Genomic DNA, 23355 nt, shown 5'->3' with positions numbered 1-23355 from the left:
CAATGGACCTCCCCCTGCTCAGGTGTGATGAATCTCCCGATCCTTGGTTTCCGGCATGAAGAAAATACCCAGCACCGCCGTCATCACCGCGATGACGATCGGATACCACAGCCCGTAGTAGATATCCCCCGTGGCCGCCACCATGGCGAACGCCACCGTCGGCAGGAAGCCACCGAACCAGCCATTGCCGATGTGGTAGGGCAGCGACATCGAGGTGTAGCGGATGCGCGCCGGGAACAGTTCCACCAGCCAGGCGGCAATCGGCCCGTAGACCATGGTCACGTAGATCACCAGGATCGTCAGCAGCAGCAACACCATCGGATAGTTGGTCTTGGCCGGGTCGGCCTTCTCGGGGTAGCCGGCGTCCTTGAGGGCGGTGGCGAGGGTGGCGGTAAAGGCGTCGTTCCCGGCCTTGAAATCGGCGGCCGGCATGCCGGTGCCCTCGAAGCTCTCGATCACTTTATCGCCAATGCGCACCTGCGCAACGGCGCCCGGTTCGGCGTCCACGTTCTTGTAGGGGATGGCCCTTTTGGCCAGTACGGTCTTGGCCAGGTCACAGGAACTGGTGAATTTGGCCTTGCCCACCGGGTCGAACTGGAACGAGCACTGGGCGGGATTGGCGACGACCGTGACCGGATTCTTCTCCTGCGCAATGAACACGTCGGGGTTACCGTATTGGGTCAGCGCATGGAAGATCGGGAAGTAAGTCAGGGCCGCGAGGATGCAGCCAGCCATGATGATGCCCTTGCGCCCGATGCGGTCGGACAGGCTGCCGAAAATGACGAAGAACGGCGTGCCGATCAGCAATGAGCCGGCAATCAGCAGGTTCGCGGTCTGCGGGTCGATCTTCAGCGTCTGCAGCAGGAAGAACAGTGCATAGAATTGCCCGGTGTACCAGACCACCGCCTGGCCGGCGGTACCGCCGAGCAGGGCCATGATTACGATCTTCAGGTTCTCCCAGCGGGCGAAGGATTCAGTCAACGGTGCCTTGGAGGATTTGCCTTCGGCCTTCATTTTCATGAAAACCGGCGACTCGCTGAGCTGCAGGCGGATGTACACCGAGACGATCAACAACAGGATCGACAGCAGGAACGGAATCCGCCAGCCCCAGGCTTCGAAGGCTTCGGTGCCCAGGAGGGTACGGCAGGCGAGGATCACCAGCAGTGAAAGAAACAGGCCGAGGGTTGCCGTGGTCTGGATCCACGAGGTGAAGAAGCCGCGTTTGCCCTTGGGTGCATGTTCGGCCACGTAGGTCGCGGCGCCGCCGTACTCACCCCCCAGCGCCAGGCCTTGCAGCAGGCGCAGGCTGATCAGGATGATCGGCGCGGCCACGCCGATGGTCGCATAGCCGGGCAGCAAACCCACCACGGCCGTTGAGACACCCATGATCACGATGGTGATGAGGAACGTATGCTTGCGCCCGATCATGTCGCCCAACCGGCCGAACACGATGGCGCCGAAGGGGCGCACGGCGAAGCCGGCGGCGAAGGCGAGCAGGGCGAAGATGAAGGACGTCGTTTCGTTGACACCGGCGAAGAAGTGCTTGGCGATGATCGCCGCGAGGGAGCCGTACAGGTAGAAGTCGTACCACTCGAACACGGTGCCCAGGGACGAGGCGAAGATGACCTTGCGCTCCTCCCGGGTGAGCCCGCGGTTGGGCGCGCTGCCCGTGGTTGTATTGTCGATTGCTGCCATGAGTATTCTCCGTCTTGCTCTTGTTGTAGGCCGGAGTTCCCACCAACACTTACCGTACCCAGGCCCTGGGGCTGAAGTCATCGGATTACGTGGCTTGCATTCAGGTTGACGCCAGAAAACGCTGCAAGGTTCCATGAAGCATAATCAAGGTCTGGCAGATATCCACTCGCCATCATTTGGTTGAGTCGGGCACAGAAAAAACTGTGGGAGCGGCGGTGCGGCGATCCGACTTGCTCGCGAAGGCGGCGACACATTCAACATCAATGTGTCTGATATACCGCTTTCGTCGAAACGCCGCCCGGAGCAAGCCCGCTCCCACTGGGGGATTTTGCGGGGCTTAAACGCGGAACTGATCCATCAGGCTCTGCTGCTGGTTCGCCAGGCTGTTGAGCGACTGGCTGACCCGCGCCGATTCATTGGCCTGGCCCGACAGCGACTCGGTCACGTCGCGGATGGTCGCCACGTTGTTGTTGATCTCCTCGGCCACCGCGCTTTGCTCTTCGGCGGCACTGGCGATCTGCATGTTCATGTCGTTGATCACGGTCACCGCGTCGCCGATCTGGCGTAACGCCGTTACCGCCTGGCCAACCTGCTCGACACTGCCCTGGGCCTGACGATGGCTGTTGCTCATCGAGCCCACCACTTCCTGGGTGCCGTTTTGCAGTTGTTCGATCACCAGACGGGTTTCTTCGACGGATTCCTGGGTACGCCGCGCCAGATTGCGCACTTCATCGGCCACCACGGCAAACCCGCGTCCGGCCTCACCGGCACGAGCCGCTTCGATCGCGGCGTTAAGGGCCAGCAGGTTGGTCTGTTCGGCAATCGCGCGGATCACTTCCAGTACCGTGCCGATCTTCTCGCTGTTGGCGGCCAGGCCTTCGACCTGGACCATGGCCGCGCTCATGTCGGCGGCGAGATTGTCGATGCTGGCGGTGGTGCGGTCGATCACGGTCAGGCCCTGACGGGTCGCCTGATCGGCATCCCTCGCGGCATGGGCCGCTTGCGCGGCGCTGCGGGCGACGTCCTGGGCGGTGGCGCTCATTTCGTGGGAGGCGGTCGCGACCTGATCCACCTGGCGGTACTGCTGTTCCATGCCGGCGCTGGTCTGGGTGGCGATGGCGGACGACTGGTCCGCGGTACTGCGAGCGTCCTGCACCGAACGTTTCACTTCGGCAATGATCGGTTGCAGCTTGTCGAGGAAACGGTTGAACCAGCCAGCCAACTGGCCCAGCTCATCCTGCTTGTCGTAGGCCAGGCGGCGGGTCAGGTCACCTTCGCCGCTGGCGATGTCTTCGAGCATGTGCGCCACGCCGAGGATCGGACGGGTGACGCTGCGGGCCATCAGCCACACCAGCACCAGGCCGAGCAGCGCGGCGAGCACGCCCAGGCCAAGTTCAACCAGCGTACCGGCGGTGTTACTGTCATCGAGTTGCTTTTTCAGGGCTTCGGCGGGGCCGACCAGGACTTTCTCCGGCACGTCGAGCAGCACGCCCCAGGATTTACCGCCGGGGATCGGCTGGAAGGGCGCCAGTACTTTCAGTTGCTGCTGGCTGTACAGGCTGGCGGTTTTGCTGCTGGCGGCGAGCATGCGCAGCAGTTCGGCGCCGCTGGCCTGGTCCACGGCGTCCAGGCGCTGGCTGAGTTTGCCGGCGTCCGGGCTGTAGCCGGCGAGCAGGCCGGCCGGGCTGATGATGCTGACGCTGGTCTGGCCGTCATAGAGCTTCTTGCTCGCGCCCAGGCTGACCGCTTGCAGGCTGTTGAGGTTGATGTCCACCGAGAGCGAGGCGATGACCTTGCCATTGACCATCAGCGGGAAAACGATGCTGGTCATCAGCACGTTCTGACCGTCGATCTCATAGAAGTAGGGTTCGATCACGCACGGCTTGAGGGTGGTGCGCGGGCAGGTGAACCAGGCGTTGGCCGCTTCGCCGCTGGGACCTGTGCTGGTGTCGGCCATGTCCTTTTCCGGCAGCGCCATGGACGTCAACTTGCCCGGCGTCGGCTGCGACCAGTAGAGGGCGAAACGGCCCTTGTCGTTGCTGCCAAGCTCGGCCTGACCGGCGAACAGTTCGTCCTTGCCGTCCAGTCCATTGGGTTCGAACACCAGGGACAGGCCGAGCAGGTCCGGGTTGGCTTGCAGGGCCGACTTGACCTGGCGGGTCAGGTCTTCGCGCAGGTCGAAGGCATCGAGAAAACGCTTCTCGGCCTGGTCACGCAGGAACAGCACCTGCCGCGAGAAGCCGTGGCCGTACTGATAGGCGTCCATGAACTGCTGGCGAATCCCCAGTGCCTGGTTTTCGCCCTGGGACTCGATCCGCGCCTGGGCCGCTTCGGTCAGCATCTCCATGCTCGAGGCTTTCACCAACTCGGAACTGTGCTCCATGCGATACAGCGAAAGACCCACCAGCAGGGTCACGATGCCCGCCAGGCAGAGCCCGGCCAGCAGGGTGATTTTCCATTGAATGGAAAGTTGTCTGAGCGACATGGAGACGTCCTTATTCGATAAATATCTGAGACTTTGCACTGTAGCGGCCGGGATTCGGCTTTCTTTAAGCCGGGCCAATGAATATCGAATACCCCGGGTTGGCTTTGACAAGGCGACAGCGGTCCGGCAAAGTGCGCGCCCTCTAATAAAACCCATTCCTTTTATCCGCTGGCGGCTCTCGCAGACTGTCGGCCGGACTCTTTTTGCTTGCCCAGAGGTATGACAATGAATGCAGTAATTGCCGCGGTCGGCATCATGCTGATCCTCAGCCTGTCCCGCGTGCATGTGGTGATCGCCCTGATCGTCGGCGCGCTGGTCGGTGGCTTGACCGGTGGCCTGGGGATCGAGGCGACGCTCAAGGCTTTCAACAGCGGCCTCGGCGGCGGGGCGACGGTGGCGTTGTCCTACGCCTTGCTCGGTGCTTTCGCCGTGGCCATTGCCAAGTCCGGCATGGCCCATGCGCTGGCCGACAAGGCCCTGGCCATGGTCGATCGCCAGCACGCCAGCGGCGGTGGCCAGGTCAAATGGCTGCTGATCGGCCTGCTCTGGGTCGTGGCCATCGCCTCGCAGAACATCTTGCCGATACATATCGCGTTTATTCCGTTGCTGGTGCCGCCGCTTCTTTATGTGCTGACCAAGCTGCAACTGGACCGTCGCCTGATCGCCTGCGTCATGACTTTTGGCCTGATCACGCCCTACATGTTCCTGCCGGTGGGCTTTGGCAACATCTTCCTCAATGAGATCCTGCTGGCCAACGTTGCCCGCAGCGGCGTGGACATCAGCGGCATCAATGTGACCCACGCCATGGGCATTCCGGCCCTGGGCATGGTGGCGGGCCTGCTGATCGCGTTTGTCAGCTACCGCAAGAAGCGTGTCTACGACCTGGCGAAGATTGAACAGGTCGAACAAGTGGCGGTGCAATACAACCCGCTGAGCCTGATGGTGGCCGGCGTGGCCATCGCGGCGGCGTTCATTATTCAGTTGTTGCTCGATTCGATGATCATTGGTGCGCTGGTCGGCTTCCTGATCTTCTCGGTGTCGGGCATCGTCAAATGGCGCGACACCGACGACCTGTTCACCGAAGGCATGAAAATGATGGCAATGATCGGCTTCATCATGATCGCCGCCTCCGGGTTTGCCGAAGTGATGAAGGCCACCGGTGAGGTGCAGACGCTGGTCGAGTCGTCGGCGTCGTACATCGATCACAGCAAGGGCATTGGCGCCTTGCTGATGTTGCTGGTGGGGTTGCTGGTGACCATGGGCATCGGCTCGTCGTTCTCCACGGTGCCGATCCTGGCGGCGATCTTCGTGCCGCTGTGCGTGCAACTGGGCTTCAGCCCGTTGGCGATCGTGTGCATCGTCGGCACGGCCGGTGCCCTGGGCGACGCCGGTTCGCCGGCTTCGGACTCGACCCTGGGTCCGACCTCCGGCCTGAACATCGACGGCCAGCACCATCACATCTGGGACACCGTGGTCCCGACCTTCCTGCACTACAACCTGCCGTTGCTGGCGTTTGGCTGGGTAGCGGCGATGGTTCTGTGATCTAACAAGCAAAAGATCAAAAGATCGCAGCCTTCGGCAGCTCCTACATGGGAAGGGTGTTCATCTGTAGGAGCTGCCGAAGGCTGCGATCTTTTTGGGGCGTTCAACTTTTGACCCGGCGTGCCGTTAAAGCTTTAACCACGACAACAAAATCAAAAGAGTGAACGTCATGCGCATGAGCCTCAAGGCCAAAGTCCTGTCCCTTGCCGTCCTCCCGGTGTTGCTGTTTGCGCTGGTCATCAGCCTGACCACGCTGTTCATTCTGCAGGATCAGGCGCGCAAGGAAGTCGAGCAGACCCGCGAGCGCCTGCTCGGCGATGCCAAGGCGACCCTGCAAAGCTACGTGGCCGTGGCCATGACCACGATCAAACCGCTCTACGACGCGGCCGCCCCCGGCGATGAGGCGGCGCGGGCGCAGGTGATCAAGCTGCTGTCGAGCATCAGCTATGGCAAGGACGGCTACTTCTTCGGCTACGACTCCAACACCGTGCGCCTGTTCAAGGCCAACAGCCCCGAAGGCGTGGGCCAGAGCTTCAAGGACAACCGCGACCCGAACGGTGTCTACGTCAACCGCGACCTGGTGAAAGTCGCCGGGGACGGTACCCACTACCTGCAATACAGCTCGCCATTGCCCGGCAACACCCAGGTGTTGGTGCCCAAGCTCGGCTACACCGAATACCTGCCGAAGTGGGACATGGCGGTCGGCACCTCGGTCAACCTCGATGGCATCGAAGCACAGGTGGCCGTGGTCGAAGCCAAGGTCCGGGCGCGCATGCAAGGCATGGTGCTGAGCATCGTCGGCGTGGCGGTCGTGGTGCTGCTGGTGATCGCTGCCGTCGGGATGCTGCTGGCCAACACCATTGTGCGTCCGCTGCATTTGATGAAAGCCAACCTCGATGACATCGCGGCAGGCGAGGGCGACCTGACCCGCCGCCTGACCATCACCAGCCAGGACGAACTCGGTGAACTGGCCGGCTCGTTCAACCGTTTCGTCGACAAGATCCACGGCCTGGTACGGCAGATCACTGAAATGACCTCGCAACTGACCGGACTGGTGACTCAGGTGTCCGACCAGGCCAATCGCTCGGATCAGGCCATGGAGCGCCAGCGTCACGAAACCGATCAGGTGGCCACGGCGATCAACGAAATGTCGGCGGCCGCCCAGGAAGTGGCCAAGAGCGCGCAGAACGCCGCGGTCGCCGCCCAGCAGACCGACGAAGAAGGGCAGGCCGCCAAGCGCGTGGTGGCCGGCAGCATCGAGAAGATCCATGCCCTGGTGGACGATATCCGCAGCAGCGGCGTGTCTCTGGACAGCCTGCAAAAGGATGTGTCGTCGATAGTCAGCGTGCTCGGAGTGATCCGCTCGATTGCCGAGCAGACCAACCTGCTGGCGCTCAATGCGGCCATCGAAGCCGCCCGCGCCGGCGAGGCCGGGCGCGGCTTTGCGGTGGTGGCCGATGAAGTGCGGGCGCTGGCCAGCCGCACGCAAATCAGCACCCAGGAAATCCAGGGCATGATCGACCGTTTGCAGGCCGGCACCCAGTCGGCGGTGGAGGCGATGCGCCGCTCCAGCGAGGCCGGCGACGGCACCTCGGCCCAGGCCAATGAGGCGGGGGCTTCGCTGGACACCATGGCCCAACTGATCGCGACCATCAATTCGATGAACGCGCAGATCGCCAGTGCCGCCGAAGAACAGACCTCCGTGGCCGAAGAGATCAATCGCAGCGTGCACCAGATTGCCGTGGCCGTGGACAGCGTCGCCGATGAAACCCAACTCGGCGCGCAGACTTCACGCAGCCTGGCCGACCTCGGCCAGCGCCTGGGCAGTCTGGTCGGGCAGTTCCGTATTTGACAGTTATGGTTAACAACGCGAAATGGTGTGGTTTTTATAACTAAACAGTATTGAGTAACTGTCATATTTGACAGTTGTTGCCGTTGGCTTATTGGTCTTTCATTTCAATGACATAGCGAGGTAACTGCAAACCATATGGAAACAGGGGCTAAGTATGAGATTTTGGCAACTCTCATGTTTCATCCTGGTTGGCGGCTGTGCCGTGACGGCGCAGGCTCTGGAGATACCAAGCTCAGTGGACTGGCGTACCCAGGGAGCTGTTACCAGAGTCAAGCAATTGGGGACTTGTGGCTCCGGTTATGCTTTTTCAGCGGTGGGTGCCCTGGAGGGCGCATTGTTTTTGCAAACCGAAAGACTGGTCGAGCTTTCCGAGCAGCAGATTCTTGATTGCAGCAGTGAGCAAGGTAATCAAGGATGTGATGGGGGGCTGATGGATTACACCTATGACTACGTCAAGCAAAACGGTATTCAGTCAGAAGAATATTACCCTTACACAGGCGGCGGGGGACGCTGTAATGCAGGCATGATCAAGGCTGTCGCCGCCAATACGGTGACCTATACCAATATTCCTCGTGGCGACGAGGAGGCACTGCGCCAGGCCGTAGCCAAAGGGCCGGTATCGGCGGCGATTGACGCTTCCGACAACTTTGAAAAATACTCCGGCGGGGTATTGGATGATGAAAGTTGCGATGAAGATGATTTGAATTACGCCGTGCTTATTGTTGGTTATGGCACCGAAGATGGTGAGGATTATTGGCTGGTGAAAAATAGCAGGGGGCCGGAGTGGGGGGAGGCCGGATATATAAGGATGTCCAGAAACAAAGATAATCAGTGTGGCATCGCCTCTTACGCGTCATTTCCTGTCCTCGCGAAACGGATAATTCATCAAGGACTCAAGTAGTGCGCCATACGCGGTGTTGCGGTGTTGCAGTCGACCCCTACACTGAAAAGCACGGGTTGTTTTCATCTCCCCCCGACGACCACCACCCACAGGAGTCAAACCCATGACTGAGCGTATATGCGATTGTCCGAAGTGTTCCTGCAAACTCGGCGAACACCCGATCGTGCGTCACGGCAAGCACTATTGCTGTGAAGCCTGCGCCAAGCATCACGAGCACGGTGAGGAGTGCGCCTCCCAAGGCTGCAAGTGTGCCCACTGAACCCCGCGGCGCACGCAAAAGTGGAGCCTAATCCGGCTCCACTACCAGCCTCAGGCTGTCATCCTCCAGGCGCTCGCTGTGGCGAACCGTGCCTTGCAAGCGCCGCCCTTCGACCCGCAGCACCAGGGTCCTGGCCTGCTCCAGATCTTCCGGCAGTGGCGCCGGGACGCGTATGGCGAAGCAGAAGGGGTCATTTTCGACCTGCTCCAGCCCGATCCGGCACTCGGCGCTCCTGGTGATGCGGCCGGTCGGCGTGTCCAGGCCGTAGTCCAGCTGCGCAGGGCTGTTGACGGATGTTGCGCTCATATCCCTTCCCCCGGACCTGATGGTCAACGGATATTAGTTCGCCGGCCGCCACTTGACGTTTTCCACGCCGAATTTTTCAGCCATCGGCTTGCTGGTCTTTTGCACCTTCTCGCGTCCGAATCGAGGGATTCGCCCCACCCCCGCGTCACAGCTCGCCCAATGCCAGGCTTCTGCGTTATCCATTTTTTCCAGGCGGATGATGAATGACTTCGCAGCGCCATGGAGGGTGTACTCAATGACGAATAATTTTGCACTGTTCATAAAGCCCCGGTTCCTCCCTGTTGTACATAGAAGGATCGCGCGCCATCAGGAAAATTCACTCGGATTGTCGAACGGCGGCGGTTGCTGGCGACAGCCCCTGCCACAAGGATTGTTCGAATCGCCATTGGCCGAAGGCCTGGAGCGTTATGCCGAGGTGAGTCAGGGCAGCGGTGACAAGGTGATTTTGCTGCCATAACCATACCCCCACAGAGGCACTGCTCACCACCGTATCTCCTGCAAAGAAAAAGGCTCATTTGCTGTAGGATTAGTTACCTAGACTCCAAGAGGTAACCCCATGAGCGAGCCGATTCGCCTGACCCAATACAGCCACGGCGCCGGTTGCGGCTGCAAGATCTCCCCCCAGGTGCTGGAAGTGATCCTGGCCGGTAGCGGGGCGCAGAACCTCGATCCGAAGCTTTGGGTCGGCAATGCATCGCGCGATGACGCGGCGGTGTATGCCATCGATGAAGAACGCGGTGTGGTCTCGACCACTGACTTTTTCATGCCGATCGTCGACGATCCCTTCGATTTCGGCCGAATTGCCGCCACCAATGCCATCAGCGACATCTATGCGATGGGCGGCGATCCGTTGATGGCGATTGCGATCCTGGGCTGGCCGGTGAACGTGCTGGCGCCGGAAGTCGCCCGGGAAGTGATACGCGGCGGTCGTTCAGTGTGTGACGAGGCGGGCATCCCGCTGGCAGGCGGGCACTCCATCGATGCGCCAGAACCGATCTTCGGCCTGGCTGTCACCGGTCTGGTGGAAAAACGCCACATGAAGCGCAACGACACCGCCACCGCCGGTTGCCTGCTGTATCTCACCAAGCCCCTGGGGATCGGCATCCTGACGACGGCCGAGAAAAAGGGCAAATTGCGCAACGCCGACATTGGCCTGGCCCGGGACTGGATGTGCACCCTGAACAAACCCGGCAGCCGTTTCGGCAAGCTCGACGGCGTGACCGCGATGACCGACGTCACCGGTTTCGGCCTGCTCGGGCACCTGGTGGAAATGGCCGACGGCAGCCAGCTCACGGCGCGCATTGAATATGACCGCGTACCGCGCCTGCCGGGGGTCGAGTATTACCTGGAACAGGGTTGCGTACCGGGTGGGACGCTGCGCAATTTCGACAGCTACGCCAGCAAGCTCGGACGCCTTCAGGAACTGCACAAACGCGTGCTCTGCGACCCGCAGACCAGCGGCGGCCTGCTGATTGCCGTGACGCCGCAAGGCAACGAGCAATTCCTTTCGGTGGCCGCCGAGCTGGGCCTGAGCCTGGAGCCGATCGGTGAACTGGTCGAGCGACAGAGCAACGCAGTCGAGGTGTTTTGATGTTCGTCGACTGCACTGATTACCGCGACATCTTCCTCAACGACCGGCCAATGATGGATGCCCGCGCGCCGGTCGAATTCAACAAGGGCGCGTTTCCCGGCGTGATCAACCTGCCGTTGATGAACGACCATGAACGCCAACGGGTCGGCACCTGCTACAAACAGCACGGCCAGCAAGCGGCCGTCGTGCTGGGGCATCAACTGGTGTCGGGCGCGGTCAAGGCCGAACGCATCCAGGCCTGGGCCGATTTTGCCCGGGCGCATCCGGATGGCTTGCTGTACTGCTTTCGCGGCGGCCTGCGTTCGCAGATCGTCCAGCAATGGCTCAAGGATGAGGCCGGCATCGACTATCCACGGGTGGGCGGCGGCTACAAGGCCATGCGTACCTTCCTGCTGGACACCCTTGATCAAGCCGTGACCCAGTGCGATTTCGTCCTGTTGGGCGGGATGACCGGCACCGGCAAGACCGAGGTGCTCACGCAACTGGGCAACGCCGTGGACCTTGAAGGTCATGCCAACCACCGCGGCTCCAGTTTCGGCAAGCGCGCCACGGGCCAACCCTCGAATATCGATTTCGAAAACCGCTTGGCCGTGGACGTGCTGAAAAAGCGCGCCCGGGGCATCGAGCAGTTCGTACTGGAAGACGAAAGCCGCGCGGTGGGCAGTTGTGCGCTGCCGTTGCCGCTGTACCAAGGCATGCAGCAGTTCCCGATGGTGTGGCTGGAAGACAGCCTGGAAGGGCGGGTAGAGCGGATCCTGCGCGATTACGTGGTGGATCTGTGCGCCGAATTCATCGACGTGCATGGCGAGGAGGGCTTTGCGTTGTTTTCCGAGCGCTTGCTGGCAAGCCTGAACAATGTGCAGAAGCGCCTGGGTGGCGAACGTCATCGACGCATGCTGGTCTTGATGGAGGATGCGTTGGCCGAGCAGGCCCGCAGTGGCGCGGTGGATCTGCACCGCGGCTGGATCGAACGGCTGCTGTGCGAGTATTACGATCCGATGTATGCGTTTCAGCGAGAGAAGAAAGACCCGCGGATCGAGTTTGCCGGGGAGCGGGGGGCGGTTCTCGAGTATCTGCGCGAGCGGGTGAATCAGAAGGGTTGAGGGTGCTTTTGCCGGCCTCATCGCGAGCAAGCTCGCTCCCACATTGGATCTGCGTCGTACACAAAATCTGTGTTCACTGAAGATCTACTGTGGGAGCGGGCTTGCTCGCGAAGGCGCCCGCTCAGACAACGCATGCCTCAAGTCGGGCAGGTTTCAGCACCGTTATCCAGACCTTGCTTGTACACATGGCTCTGTAAACTGGCCTTGCCGTCGTGCCAGGTCAGGGTGAGTACGTACAGCGAGTCATAGTCGCTGGACTCCCAGTCATCCGTGATGGTCATTTTCTTGCCGGTGGCGTCGCCGGCCACCTTGTTGATCAGTTCCGGCAGGTAGCCGTGGGACCAAGCCGTGTAGATGATCGAGTTGTGGTACTTGTCGTGGAGCAGTTCATCGGCCAGGTCACTGGTGTCATTGGCGGAAAAGTTGATGTTTACCGGCAGGCCGAGCTTGATGGCGCTGGGGCTGATGGTCATCAGGGGGCGGATGTAACTGTAGGAATTGTCGAGTTCGCCTTCTTCGACGTTACGGGTCGGGTTCGCCGCGAACACATAGTTGGCCTTGCCGAACTTTTCCGGCAGCAACGTGGCCAGGTCGATGGCGCGGTTCAGTCCCTGGCAATTGAGCTGGCCCAGGCCACCGTCGGGTTTTTCCCCGTGGCGCAGGAAAACCAGCGTCTGGGTGCCATCCATCGGTTGGGCGCGACTCAGGCCGGACTCCAGCGACAGAAACACGGCGGTGACCACCAACAAGGCGGGCAACAAAAGGTAAGCGCGATGTTTGAAGCGGTTGGCAAAATTGAACAGGTTCATGAGTAAAGGTTCTTCAGCGCAATTCGGTTAAGGCTGACAAACCTTTACACCTCGATTGTCCTGCGTCGGGTGTTTTCCATGTCATTGCAGTCGGTCCGTTATCCAAGGGGTGGTGCTCAGAGTCCCCTGAACCCGATTGGTTCGATTCCGGCCGAATGCGCGGCAATGTACCGGTAACCTTCACAGGTTTGCAGCGAAGGTTATCGACAGGATGTTGCACAATTGTGGACACGCTACACCTAATGACGTTGAAACGGTCGTGATCTCTTTTGATCTCGGCTATCAGTGAGATCGATGGCTTCAAGGGATCGCTGAGCCGATATCTACATTATGATCGTCACTCTCAGTGTCTTCGTGGATCCCGCCCATGACCGATTTGTCCGCATTCCCCATCACCCGCAAATGGCCTGCCCAGTATCCGGAGTGGATTCAGCTGTACTCCCTGCCGACCCCCAACGGCGTCAAGGTCTCGATCATGCTCGAGGAGATCGGCCTGCCGTATGAGCCTCACCGGGTAGGCTTCGACACCAACGACCAGATGTCCCCGGAATTTCTTTCCCTGAATCCCAACAACAAGATTCCGGCGATCCTCGACCCCCACGGTCCGGACGACCAGCCACTGGCGCTGTTCGAATCGGGCGCGATTCTGATCTACCTGGCCGACAAGAGCGGACAACTGCTGGCCCAGGAATCGGCAGCGCGCTATGAAACGATCCAGTGGCTGATGTTCCAGATGGGCGGTATTGGTCCGATGTTCGGCCAGCTCGGGTTTTTCAACAAATTCGCCGGTAAGGACTACGAAGACAAGCGTCCCCGTGACCGCTACGTCGAGGAAAGCAAACGCCTGCTCAAGGTGCTGGACGGCCGTCTGCAAGGGCGTGACTGGATCATGGGCGAGCGCTACACCATCGCCGACATCGCCACCTTCCCATGGGTGCGCAACCTGATCGGTTTCTATGAAGCGGGCGATCTGGTGGGCATCCAGAACTTCCCTAACGTCACGCGGGTACTGGAACGTTTCCTGGCGCGGCCGGCGGTGGTGCGCGGGTTGCAGATTCCGAGCCCCGTTTCAGGTTGAACCCCATCCCCTGTGGGAGCGGGCTTGCTCGCGAAAGCGGAGTGTCAGTGACAGATGTATTGACTGACACACTGCATTCGCGAGCAAGCCCGCTCCCACATTTTGATCTGTGTTGAATCAGGTCGTGCCAAAAAACGGCCGGATCCCGTGATCGCGGAAATACCGTTCGATCACTTTCGGGTCCGAGCAGGTTTCGGCAATCGCCACATAGGTATCGGGCCGCAACAGATAAAAGCCGTTGCGCCCAAGGCCCGCCGCTTCGAACGCCGGTCGCCAGTCAAACACGTGTAGCGGCAGATGGTGCTCGTGGCACCAGGCGATCATCTCGTCGCTGGTGTCGCCATAGACATGCACCTGCCAGGTCAGGCACTTGAGCGACTCAAAATTATCCCCCTCACCGTCATGGGCCCAGGGCAGGCGATCGCCGCCATGCACGTGCCCGGCAACGCCGGTACTCAGCGGCATTGCGCGATAATTCAGGGTGATCTGCGACACCGTGCGAAACAGGAACTGGCGGGAGGTTTCGAACGATGTCATTTTTGGTAACAAGAACGGGGCCAGGCGCGTACGCAGCAAATCGGCAATCGGCCCGTCGGCGGTGACGAACGTGAAGACCCGGTCGGTGGTCGCCACCAGTTTGCGCGCAAAGGCAATGCGCTCGGTTTCATAGGTGTCGAGCAGCCTGGCCTCGGCACCACCGCTCAACACGGCCGCCAGTTTCCAGGCCAGGTTGATGGCATCGCCAATCCCGGTGTTCATGCCCTGGCCGCCCGCCGGGCTGTGCACATGGGCGGCATCACCCAGCAAAAACGCCCGGTCCTTGCGGAAGTGATCCGCCACCCGATGGTGCACGCGGTAGGTCGAAAACCAGTTCAGTTGCTCGATCTGAACTTTCATATGTTCGATGGCCCGGCTGCTGACGTCCTCGAAGCGCAGGGTCTCGGCGTGTTCGGCGCGCTCGTCGCGCACTGTGCCGATCAGGCGGGCACGACCACTGTCGGCCAGCGGGAACACGGCGAGGAAGTCCGCCTCGTCGAGATCCACATGCAGTTCGCCGTTGAATGTCGGGCCGCTGGCCTGCACGTCGGCGACGTAGAAAATCTGCTGGTAAGTCCCGCCGGGAAACCCGGTATCGAGGGTCTTGCGCACAATCGACCGGGCACCGTCGCACCCGGCCAGGTAACAGGCCTGGCAGGTTTCCTGCTGGCCGTCGGGCAGGAGCAGCGTGGCCGTGATGCCGTCTGCGGTTTGCTCGAAGCCTGCCAGTTCGGTGTTGCGTTCCACCGTGATGCCGAAGGTTTCCAGGCGCTCGATCAGCAGCCGTTCGTGTTCGTCCTGGGGGAAGATCTCGAGAAACGAGTAGGGGGTCAGGCCTTCACCGATCCGGGACAGGGGCAGGCGCGCCACGAGCTCACCCTTGACCCAGAAGTTGCCGGCCTTTACTTGATGGCCGTGTTGCACCACGGCGGTGTCCAGTCCGAGCTGACGATACAACTCCAGCGTCCGTGCCTGGACGGCCAGCGCCCGGGACGTGGTGCCGGGGGCCGAGGTTTTGTCGACGATCCGCACGCGCACGCCCAGTTTGCTCAGCCACAACGCCAGGACCAACCCGGTGGGGCCGGCGCCGATGATCAACACGTCGCTGCGGTGCATGAGCCTGTCCTCTTCGCTGTGTGAATCAAGTATGGTCCAGTCGGGGAGGGCGACAACCGTCGGGCTGCCACGGACGTAGCCGCTGACCTGCCATTGGTCGTATGGTTGGCCCGGACAAACGGATTAGATGGAACGACATGCAAATCAGATTGATCACAAGCGTCGCCGTGTTGCTGATATTGGCCGGTTGCGGCAGCCAGCGGACCCAGGAATCGGCGGCCCGCAGCCCGGCCGAAGTAAAGGCCGAGATTGTACGTTTACTGCCGGCCAAGGCCGCCGATCCCCAGGGTTGGGCCACGGATATCCAGGTGGCGTTTACCGCGCAAGACATCTCGCCGACCACGCAAAACCTGTGCTCGGTGCTGGCCGTGACCGAACAGGAGTCGACCTTTCAGGTCGACCCGAGCGTACCGGGCCTGGGCAAGATCGCCCGCGACGAGATCGACCGCCGTGCCGCCAAGGCACATATTCCCGGCCTGCTGGTGAGCAGTGCGTTAATGCTCGATTCGCCCAACGGCAAAAGCTACAGCAACCGCCTGAATGCCGCGCGCAGTGAAAAGGAACTGAGCGCTGTTTTCGACGACTTCATCGGCATGGTGCCGATGGGCAAGAAGCTGTTCGGCGGCTTCAACCCGGTGCATACCGGTGGGCCGATGCAGGTCAGCATCGATTTTGCCGAACAGCAGGCCAAGGGCTATCCGTACCCGGTGAAGGGCTCGATTCGCCATGAAGTGTTCACCCGCCGCGGTGGCATGTATTTCGGCATCGCGCATCTGCTTGGGTATCCGGTCAGTTACCCACAGCCGTTGTACCGTTTTGCGGACTTCAACGCGGGTTGGTACGCCAGCCGTAACGCTGCATTCCAGAATGCGGTGAGCCGGGCTTCCGGTATCCCGTTGGCGCTGGATGGCGACCTGGTGCGCTACGGGTCGATCATGCCCGGCACCACGGAGCTGGCCGTGCGTACCCTTGGCAAGCAACTGGACATGCGCAATCCGACGATCCGCGACCAACTGGAAGAGGGGAATACCCTGGCGTTCGAAGACAGCAAGCTCTATCGGCGGGTTTTCGAACTGGCCGAACGGGCCGAGGGCCGGCCGTTACCCCGCGAAGTGTTGCCCGGGATCGTGCTACAAAGCCCGAAAATCACCCGCAAGCTCACCACTGCGTGGTTTGCCAAGCGAGTCGATGAACGCTACCAGCGCTGCATGGCTCGGGCAGTGCAGTAATCGCGCCGTATCAAAGAGAATAAAAAACCCGGCGGATGAGGCCGGGTTTTCATTGAGTCCTGCGTTCAGGCACTGCATTCAGACAGCGCGGCTTTCGATCAGGCGGTCCGAACCACCTTCGGCGACGCGGTTTTGCAGGAGCTTGTCCGAACCGCCTTCAGCGACGCGTTTTTCCAGCAGGCGATCCGAACCACCTTCAGCCACGCGATTCTCGATCAGGCGATCGGAACCACCCTCGGCCACACGGCTTTCAATCAGACGATCCGAGCCGCCTTCAGCGACCACAGGTTGAGCGGAGTTTGCGGCGAAAGCGTTAACTGCGAAAACCGAGAAAGCGATGCCGAGGAGGGTCTGGCGTTTCATGATGGTGTGCTCCGGGGTGCTTATGGGTTGGTATGGAGCAGATGTTACGCCGGGGATTTTTTAAGAGAACTTCATTGAAGTGATGGTGAACATCGACGGCAATGATAGGACTTGCGGCACACCCCTGGTGAGCGTGATGGTGCGATCGTCGGATGATCACTGTGTGGTGGGTGGTGGCTTCTACACTGGTTAGCTGGCGCGTTCGTCTGCCGCGACGGTCGATGTGACCCGGCAGAGGTCACGGTATGCAAGGAGACGTTTATGTACCAGCTCTACGGCCATCAGAACTCTGGCGCAGCGGCCATCGAGGCTGCACTTGAACTCTGCGATGTTCCTTATCGCTTCATCGATGTCGAGTCGTCCGCGGAGGCGGCCCAGGCGCTGCAGAAGCTCAACCCGCTCAAACAGATTCCAACCTTGCAGTTGCCCGATGGCGCTGTCCTGACCGAGAGCGCGGCGATCCTGATCCACCTCGGGCTGACCTTTCCCGCATCGGGGTTGTTACCGCAGGATCCAGCCGAGCGAGGCCAGGCCATTCGCGGCATGGCGTACATCGTCAGCAATTGTTATGCGGCCATCGGCATCATTGATTACCCCGAGCGCTGGCTGGCCGAGGCGGATGAGTTGTCCAGGCAAAACCTCATGGAGGGCGCCCGCCGACGCCTGCACTGGAGTTGGGAGGTGTTTGCCGATCAGTTCTCGGGCGAGTTGTACCTGGGCAGCGAGAAGCCAGGAGCCCTGGATGTGCTGGCGGCGGTGATCTCACGGTGGGCGGGCAGTCGTGAGCATTTGCGCAACGCCCGGCCGGGGTTTTTCGCCTGGCTGGAACGAATCGACCGCCACCCGGCACTGGCACCGGTGTTCGCCCGGCATTGGCCGGCCTGAACTCCCAAAACCCAATGTGGGAGCATGCCTGCTCCCACAAGGGATCCTCGGCGTGTCGACTATTCCCCGCGAATGTACTGTTCCAGCTGCTTGATCAGTTCAGCCTGTTCGGCGATCGCTTCCTTGACCAGGTCACCGATCGACAGCAGGCCGATCAATTTGCCACCTTCGACCACCGGCAAGTGACGCAGGCGCTTATCGGACATGATGCCCAGGCAGGTCTCCACGGTTTGGTGGGTGTCAACGGTAATCACCGGAGACACCATGATGTCGCGCACCGGCGTGCCCACCGAAGAGCGGCCGTGCAGCACCAGTTTGCGCGCATAGTCCCGTTCGCTGATGATGCCCAGCACTTCTTCATTCTCTACCACCAGCAAGGCGCCGACGTTTTTCTCGGCCATCTTCATTAGCGCTTCGAGCACCATGTGGTCGGGTTTGATCTGGTGGACTTCCTGATTCTTCTGATCTTTGAGCTTGAGCAGCTGGGCGACGGTTTTCATGGTGGTTACTCGGGTGTTGTCGTTGTTCTTGAAGAATCGTAGACGCGAGCGTTCAGGGCAAGGGCGAATGCGGCAGATAACACGCAAAAAACGTCATTTGCCGGATTTTCTTTGGCAAACCTCACATTTCGGGCCAGCACCTTACCTGTGGGAGCGGGCTTGCTCGCGAAGCGGACTGTCAGCCAACAAAGATGTTGAATGTTATGGCCCCTTCGCGAGCAAGCCCGCTCCCACAGGGTCGGTGTCTGCCTGGTAGACCGGCGGCAAACGCGCTATCGCGACGGATGACGGGTAGAATCACCCTCTGAATCAGTTTCGAGGTTTGCAGTGGTGGATCTACAGCAGGGCTTCGTCCTGACCCGGCATTGGCGCGACACCCCTGCCGGTACGGAAGTCGAATTCTGGCTGGCGACCGACAGCGGTCCCCGGCGTATCCGCCTGCCTCATCAACCGTCGGTGGCGTTCATCCCCGCTGCGCAGCGCGAGCCCGCCGAACGCATTTTGCATGACGAGAAGAACGTCGAGCTCAGGCCCCTGGCCCTGCAGGATTTCGAACATCGCCCGGTCCTCGGTCTCTATTGCCAGCAACACGGCCAGTTGATGCGCCTGGAAACCGCGCTGCGCCGGGCTGGGGTCGAGGTGTTCGAAGCCGATGTGCGCCCGCCGGAACGCTACATGATGGAACGCTTCATTACCGCGCCGGTGCGTTTCAGTGGCACGGCGAATGCCGAGGGCCTGCTGCTCGATGCGCAGATGAAAGCCGATCCCGATTACCGGCCGAACCTCAAACTGGTGTCCCTGGACATCGAGACCACCGCCCAGGGCGAGTTGTATTCCATCGCCCTGGAAGGCTGCGGCGAGCGTCAGGTGTACATGCTCGGTCCGCCCAATGGCGATGCCAGCCAGGTGGATTTCCAGCTCGAATACTGCGATTCGCGAACCCTGCTGCTGAAAAAACTCAACGACTGGTTTGCCCGGTTCGACCCCGACGCGATCATCGGCTGGAACGTCGTGCAGTTCGACTTGCGGGTGCTCCACGAACACGCCCGGCGCCTGGCGGTGCCGTTGAAGCTGGGGCGTGGCGGCGAGGAAATGCAGTGGCGTGAACATGGCAGCGGCAACCATTACTTCGCTTCAGCCGCTGGCCGCTTGATCATCGACGGTATCGAGGCCCTGCGTTCGGCGACCTGGAGTTTTCCCTCGTTCAGCCTGGAAAACGTCGCGCAAACCTTGCTCGGCGAAGGTAAGTCCATCGACAACCCGTACCAGCGCATGGACGAAATCAATCGCATGTTCGCCGAGGACAAACCGGCGCTGGCCACATACAACCTCAAGGACTGCGAACTGGTCACACGGATTTTCGCCAGGACCGAGTTGCTCACCTTCCTGCTGGAGCGGGCCAGCGTCACTGGTTTACCGGCCGATCGCATGGGCGGTTCGGTGGCGGCGTTCACGCACCTGTACATGCCGCTGATGCACCGTCAGGGTTTCGTGGCGCCGAACCTCGGTGGCAAGCCACCGCAAGCCAGCCCCGGCGGTTTTGTCATGGATTCGCAGCCGGGGCTGTACGAATCGGTGCTGGTGCTCGACTACAAAAGCCTTTATCCGTCGATCATCCGCACCTTCCTGATTGATCCCGTGGGGCTGATTGAAGGGCTCAAGCACCCGGACGACAGCGAGTCGGTGCCGGGTTTTCGTGGTGCGCGCTTTTCCCGCACCCGACATTGCCTGCCATCCATCGTCGCCCGGGTGGCCGAAGGCCGGGAAACCGCCAAGCGCGAACACAACGCGCCGCTGTCCCAGGCGCTGAAAATCATCATGAACGCCTTCTACGGCGTACTCGGCTCCAGCGGTTGTCGCTTCTTCGACACGCGCCTGGCGTCGTCCATCACCTTGCGCGGGCACGAAATCATGCTGCGCACCCGCCAGTTGATCGAAGCCCAGGGGCATGCGGTGATTTACGGCGACACCGACTCGACCTTCGTCTGGCTACGTCGCGCCCATGGCCAGCAGGAAGCGGCGCAGATCGGCCACGCGCTGGTGGCGCACGTCAATCAGTGGTGGCGCGAGCACGTGCAGCAGGAGTACGGCCTGCAAAGCGTTCTGGAATTGCAGTACGAAACCCACTACAAGCGCTTTTTGATGCCGACCATTCGCGGCGCCGAAGAAGGCAGCAAGAAGCGCTACGCCGGGCTGGTCACCCGTGACGACGGCAGCGACGAAATGGTCTACAAAGGCCTGGAAACCGTGCGCACCGACTGGTCGCTGCTGGCCCGGCAATTCCAGCAGGAGCTGTATTCGCGGATTTTCCTGCGCAAGCCCTACCAGGATTATGTGCGTGACTATGTGCGCAAGACCCTGGCCGGTGAATTCGATGACCGGCTGATCTACCGCAAACGCCTGCGCCGTACCCTCGATGACTATCAGCGCAACGTACCGCCCCATGTGCGCGCGGCGCGCCTGGCCGACGAGTACAACGATCGGCAGGGGCGCCCGCGCCAGTACCAGAACGGCGGCTGGATCAGCTACGTGATCACCGTCGCCGGCCCTGAGCCACTGGAAGTGCGCAGCTCGCCCATCGATTACGACCACTACATCACCCGGCAGCTGCAACCGGTGGCGGACGCGATACTGCCGTTTGTCGACGACGACTTCTCAACCCTGGTGGGTGGGCAACTGGGCCTGTTTTGAGTCCATCAGCGACAGGGTCCAGTCGTCCAGGATGCCGTGGAAGTATTGGTTCAACGCTTGCTGGAAAAGGCTGTCGGCGTCGGCGACCTGGGCGAACAGGGTCATCGAGGAATGAAACTTCAGGTCGTCGGGATGACCGAAAATCCCCGCTACCGAGCGTTCCCGGATGTTCAGTACTTCCTGGGTGCAGGTGCGTAGCCGGGCGCCCAGCAACGGGTGCTCAAGGTAGGCCAGGGCTTCCTCCCGCGAGCGGATGGCAAAGCGGCGCGACATCTCGCTGCCGCCGAGCCCGGCAAACTGGGGAAAAATGAACCACATCCAGTGACTGCGCTTGTGTCCGTTGTTCAGCTCGTTTTGAACCCGGTCGAATACCGGGTCCTGAGCCTGGAGAAAGCGTTGCAGATCGAACGGGTCCAGGTGGTCGGTGCTTCTCATGGCGAAGCTCTCTGACTGCGGTGGTTCAGACCATGGCCAGCCGCTGTTTGCGTTGTGGCGCGTGAAACGCTTGGTCCAGCGCCTCCAGATCCCCGGGCTCAAACTGCAACGTGGCGGCTTGGGCGTTGAGGCGTACATGTTCGGGTCGGACCGCCTTGGGGATGGCGATCACGCCTTCCTGACGCAGTATCCAGGCCAGCGCCACCTGTGCCGTTGTGGCGCTGTGCCGTGCGGCCACCTGCCTGAGCGTGGCGTCGAAGAGCAGTTTACCGCCCTGGCCAATCGGGCAGTACGCCATGACCGGCAACCGCCGTTGCTGGCTCCATGGCAGTAAATCAAATTCTATGCCCCGTTGTTCCAGGTTGTAGAGCACCTGATTGGTGGCACAAGACGGGGCGTCCAGTTCCAGCAGGTCGTCAAGGTCGAAGTTGGACACGCCCCAACGGCCGATCTTGCCGGCTTCGCGCAGGCGCTCGAAGGCGTCGACGGTTTCTTCCAGGGGATACTGGCCGCGCCAATGCAGCAGATACAGATCGATGTACTCGGTGCCTAGCCTGCGCAGGCTGCGCTCGCAAGCCTGGGGAATGCCCTGGCGACTGGCGTTGTGCGGGTACACCTTGCTGACCAGAAAGACGCTGTCGCGCTGGCCGGCGATGACATCGCGGACCACTTCCTCGGCGCCGCCTTCGGCGTACATTTCCGCAGTGTCGATCAAGGTCATGCCCAGTTCGATGCCCAGGCGCAGTGCCGCGACTTCTTCCGTGTGCCGTGAGCGGTCTTCGCCCATCTGCCAGGTCCCCTGGCCGATCACCGGGACCCTGGTGCCTGCCAGTTCAAGCGTGCGCATGCAAACCTCCTGTGTGTACTCGGTGAATAGTGTAGGAGCTGCCGCAGGCTGCGATCTTTTGACTTTGATTGTTCAAGATCGAAAGATCGCAGCCTGCGGCAGCTCCTACACGGCGTGTGCACCGACCTGATGATTTTCTGATCCGTTTTTTCTTTGAACATTCCCCTGCCAGTGATCGATTGGTGCCACCCGATACTGCACTTTTTCGAAATGTCCGGCTCTATCCATGGCAGCCCGCGGCGATCCCCACCGCCGGCCCATGCCCAAGTCCAAGAACCCATGGCTCGAGTTTCACCCGCAATCACTACTAAAATCCGCCGTCATTGCCTGCTCCTGGCAGGTTTGTCGATGTCCTTCGTCACCGGTTGCAGCCAGCAACAGGGCGGCGACATCATTGACCAGATGCGCGAAGGCAAACCCCAGGAGTTCCTGCAGACCAGCGTCGATCGCATGGCCACCCTGACCATGCGCGACAACCTCGACAGCCTTTACCTGCTGATGAGCAAGCTTTACCTGCGTAACCCCGATGAACTGAAAAAATCCGGTTTCCTCGATGCCCGCACCGCCGGCAAGCAAGTGCGCATGGCCATCGAACTGCAGCAACCACTACCGACCCTGGGCGGCAAAAAGGACCTCGCGGCCCTGCGTTTTGCCATGAGTCCGGAGTTTCTCGGTGACCGGGTCGGGGCGTTCATCTATGCCATCGGCAGCATGCTGGTGACCGCCCATGGCAATCGCCTCGAGTTCTACATGACCGATACGATCAACCCGGTATTCGTCAGCAATGCCGCGCGCAACATCGAGATCGCCACCTGGATCCTCAGTCAGCGACAGAACAAAGAAGGCCAGCCCTTGCTGTTCTCCAACGAAATCTCGGAGGAGGGCAGCAACCTGAGCTTTGCCGTGGAGTTCGGCAAAATCGTCGCCCGGCTGGACCTGCTGACCCAGATGCTCGACGAACGCTACCGGCGCATCGGCCTGAACTATGCGCAGAGCCTGCTGTTCCTGAATTTCCTGCCGGTGCAGTGAGCACGACACATATTCCTTGTGGGAATTGAGTTCATGGTATAAAGATAGATCGTATCGATATAACTGGTTATAAGAAATATCGCTATGCTGCGGGCCAGATTT

At 60.8% G+C, this 23355-nt stretch carries 19 protein-coding genes and 5 pseudogenes; 13 read left to right on the top strand and 11 right to left on the bottom strand.

What is annotated here, in order from left to right; all coding sequences use genetic code 11:
- Positions 1-18: 18 nt before the first annotated feature.
- From AB4O40_RS08200 to AB4O40_RS08190, 3 genes and pseudogenes are all read right to left on the bottom strand, one after another.
- Positions 19-1695, bottom strand: coding sequence for an MFS transporter (locus AB4O40_RS08200; protein ID WP_460055075.1), 1677 nt, complete (start codon positions 1693-1695; stop codon positions 19-21).
- Positions 1696-2032: 337 nt separating this feature from the next.
- A pseudogene (locus AB4O40_RS08195) lies at positions 2033-2626 on the bottom strand (methyl-accepting chemotaxis protein); the annotation flags it as partial.
- 312 nt (positions 2627-2938) lie between these two features.
- Positions 2939-3961, bottom strand: a pseudogene (locus AB4O40_RS08190) (methyl-accepting chemotaxis protein); the annotation flags it as partial.
- Positions 3962-4405: 444 nt separating this feature from the next.
- On the opposite strand from AB4O40_RS08190, the gene AB4O40_RS08185 reads away from it, so the two are divergent.
- The 5 genes and pseudogenes from AB4O40_RS08185 to AB4O40_RS08165 all read left to right on the top strand — a co-directional run bounded on the left by AB4O40_RS08185 (position 4406) and on the right by AB4O40_RS08165 (position 8734).
- Positions 4406-5722: a Na+/H+ antiporter family protein gene (locus tag AB4O40_RS08185; RefSeq protein ID WP_056722503.1), complete on the top strand. Its 1317-nt coding sequence runs from the start codon at positions 4406-4408 to the stop codon at positions 5720-5722.
- A 169-nt stretch (positions 5723-5891) separates the two neighbouring features.
- Positions 5892-6668, top strand: a pseudogene (locus AB4O40_RS08180) (cache domain-containing protein); the annotation flags it as partial.
- A gap of 84 nt (positions 6669-6752) precedes the next feature.
- Complete coding sequence (locus tag AB4O40_RS08175) at positions 6753-7574, top strand: methyl-accepting chemotaxis protein (RefSeq protein WP_460154738.1); 822 nt, start codon at positions 6753-6755, stop codon at positions 7572-7574.
- Positions 7575-7728: 154 nt separating this feature from the next.
- Positions 7729-8475, top strand: a complete 747-nt coding sequence (locus AB4O40_RS08170; protein WP_414912784.1) for a C1 family peptidase — start codon at positions 7729-7731, stop codon at positions 8473-8475.
- A gap of 103 nt (positions 8476-8578) precedes the next feature.
- Positions 8579-8734: a metallothionein gene (locus AB4O40_RS08165; protein WP_079246731.1), complete on the top strand. Its 156-nt coding sequence runs from the start codon at positions 8579-8581 to the stop codon at positions 8732-8734.
- 27 nt (positions 8735-8761) lie between these two features.
- Here the strand turns inward: AB4O40_RS08165 and AB4O40_RS08160 are convergent, their stop codons facing one another.
- Positions 8762-9040 carry a hypothetical protein gene (locus AB4O40_RS08160; RefSeq protein ID WP_056722498.1) on the bottom strand — a complete coding sequence of 93 codons (279 nt, stop codon included), beginning with the start codon at positions 9038-9040 and terminating at the stop codon, positions 8762-8764.
- 33 nt (positions 9041-9073) lie between these two features.
- Entirely contained in the window at positions 9074-9301 is a 228-nt protein-coding gene (locus AB4O40_RS08155) for a DUF6555 family protein (RefSeq protein WP_056722497.1), read from the bottom strand.
- Between the two features lie 94 nt (positions 9302-9395).
- Between AB4O40_RS08155 and AB4O40_RS08150 the strand changes: the two are divergent.
- The 3 genes and pseudogenes from AB4O40_RS08150 to mnmH form a co-directional block, all read left to right on the top strand.
- Positions 9396-9497 (top strand): annotated as a pseudogene (locus tag AB4O40_RS08150) (quinone oxidoreductase family protein); the annotation flags it as partial.
- 99 nt (positions 9498-9596) lie between these two features.
- The gene (gene selD, locus AB4O40_RS08145) at positions 9597-10631 is read left to right on the top strand and encodes a selenide, water dikinase SelD (protein WP_056722495.1); all 1035 of its coding nucleotides are present in this window, start codon (positions 9597-9599) and stop codon (positions 10629-10631) included.
- The gene (gene mnmH / locus AB4O40_RS08140; RefSeq protein ID WP_409078884.1) at positions 10631-11734 is read left to right on the top strand and encodes a tRNA 2-selenouridine(34) synthase MnmH; all 1104 of its coding nucleotides are present in this window, start codon (positions 10631-10633) and stop codon (positions 11732-11734) included. Before selD ends, mnmH begins: the two co-directional genes overlap by 1 nt.
- A 137-nt stretch (positions 11735-11871) precedes the next feature.
- Here the strand turns inward: mnmH and AB4O40_RS08135 are convergent, their stop codons facing one another.
- Entirely contained in the window at positions 11872-12543 is a 672-nt protein-coding gene (locus AB4O40_RS08135) for a hypothetical protein (RefSeq protein ID WP_056722491.1), read from the bottom strand.
- Positions 12544-12910: 367 nt separating this feature from the next.
- Here AB4O40_RS08135 and AB4O40_RS08130 point away from each other — a divergent pair, with 367 nt between their 5' ends.
- Positions 12911-13621, top strand: coding sequence for a glutathione S-transferase family protein (locus AB4O40_RS08130; protein WP_056722490.1), 711 nt, complete (start codon positions 12911-12913; stop codon positions 13619-13621).
- Positions 13622-13738: 117 nt separating this feature from the next.
- On the opposite strand, the gene AB4O40_RS08125 is transcribed toward AB4O40_RS08130, so the two are convergent.
- Positions 13739-15274, bottom strand: coding sequence for an FAD-dependent oxidoreductase (locus AB4O40_RS08125; protein WP_056722488.1), 1536 nt, complete (start codon positions 15272-15274; stop codon positions 13739-13741).
- Positions 15275-15411: 137 nt separating this feature from the next.
- Between AB4O40_RS08125 and AB4O40_RS08120 the strand changes: the two genes are divergently transcribed.
- Entirely contained in the window at positions 15412-16503 is a 1092-nt protein-coding gene (locus tag AB4O40_RS08120; RefSeq protein ID WP_460055082.1) for a DUF1615 domain-containing protein, read from the top strand.
- 87 nt (positions 16504-16590) lie between these two features.
- Here the strand turns inward: AB4O40_RS08120 and AB4O40_RS08115 are convergent.
- A pseudogene (locus AB4O40_RS08115) lies at positions 16591-16866 on the bottom strand (hypothetical protein); the annotation flags it as partial.
- 261 nt (positions 16867-17127) lie between these two features.
- Between AB4O40_RS08115 and AB4O40_RS08110 the strand changes: the two are divergent.
- Positions 17128-17751 carry a glutathione S-transferase family protein gene (locus tag AB4O40_RS08110; protein ID WP_056722483.1) on the top strand — a complete coding sequence of 208 codons (624 nt, stop codon included), beginning with the start codon at positions 17128-17130 and terminating at the stop codon, positions 17749-17751.
- A 59-nt stretch (positions 17752-17810) separates the two neighbouring features.
- On the opposite strand, the gene AB4O40_RS08105 is transcribed toward AB4O40_RS08110, so the two are convergent.
- Positions 17811-18251 carry a CBS domain-containing protein gene (locus tag AB4O40_RS08105; protein ID WP_056722481.1) on the bottom strand — a complete coding sequence of 147 codons (441 nt, stop codon included), beginning with the start codon at positions 18249-18251 and terminating at the stop codon, positions 17811-17813.
- A 330-nt stretch (positions 18252-18581) separates the two neighbouring features.
- Here AB4O40_RS08105 and AB4O40_RS08100 point away from each other — a divergent pair, with 330 nt between their 5' ends.
- Positions 18582-20942 carry a DNA polymerase II gene (locus AB4O40_RS08100; protein ID WP_460055086.1) on the top strand — a complete coding sequence of 787 codons (2361 nt, stop codon included), beginning with the start codon at positions 18582-18584 and terminating at the stop codon, positions 20940-20942.
- On the opposite strand, the gene AB4O40_RS08095 is transcribed toward AB4O40_RS08100, so the two are convergent.
- Together AB4O40_RS08095 and AB4O40_RS08090 are read right to left on the bottom strand one after the other, a co-directional pair.
- Positions 20907-21377, bottom strand: a complete 471-nt coding sequence (locus tag AB4O40_RS08095) for a DUF1810 domain-containing protein (protein WP_414912776.1) — start codon at positions 21375-21377, stop codon at positions 20907-20909. The two genes, AB4O40_RS08100 and AB4O40_RS08095, sit on opposite strands and share 36 nt — an antisense overlap.
- A gap of 25 nt (positions 21378-21402) precedes the next feature.
- Positions 21403-22224, bottom strand: a complete 822-nt coding sequence (locus tag AB4O40_RS08090) for an aldo/keto reductase (RefSeq protein WP_460055089.1) — start codon at positions 22222-22224, stop codon at positions 21403-21405.
- A 279-nt stretch (positions 22225-22503) separates the two neighbouring features.
- Here AB4O40_RS08090 and AB4O40_RS08085 point away from each other — a divergent pair, with 279 nt between their 5' ends.
- Positions 22504-23253: a hypothetical protein gene (locus AB4O40_RS08085; protein ID WP_056722473.1), complete on the top strand. Its 750-nt coding sequence runs from the start codon at positions 22504-22506 to the stop codon at positions 23251-23253.
- Positions 23254-23355: the final 102 nt, after the last annotated feature.

It is taken from the genome of Pseudomonas sp. S2_F07, from assembly GCF_054668325.1.
The sequence above is the reverse complement of the archived record's forward strand: the minus strand, read 5'-3'. Positions and strand labels throughout refer to the sequence as shown.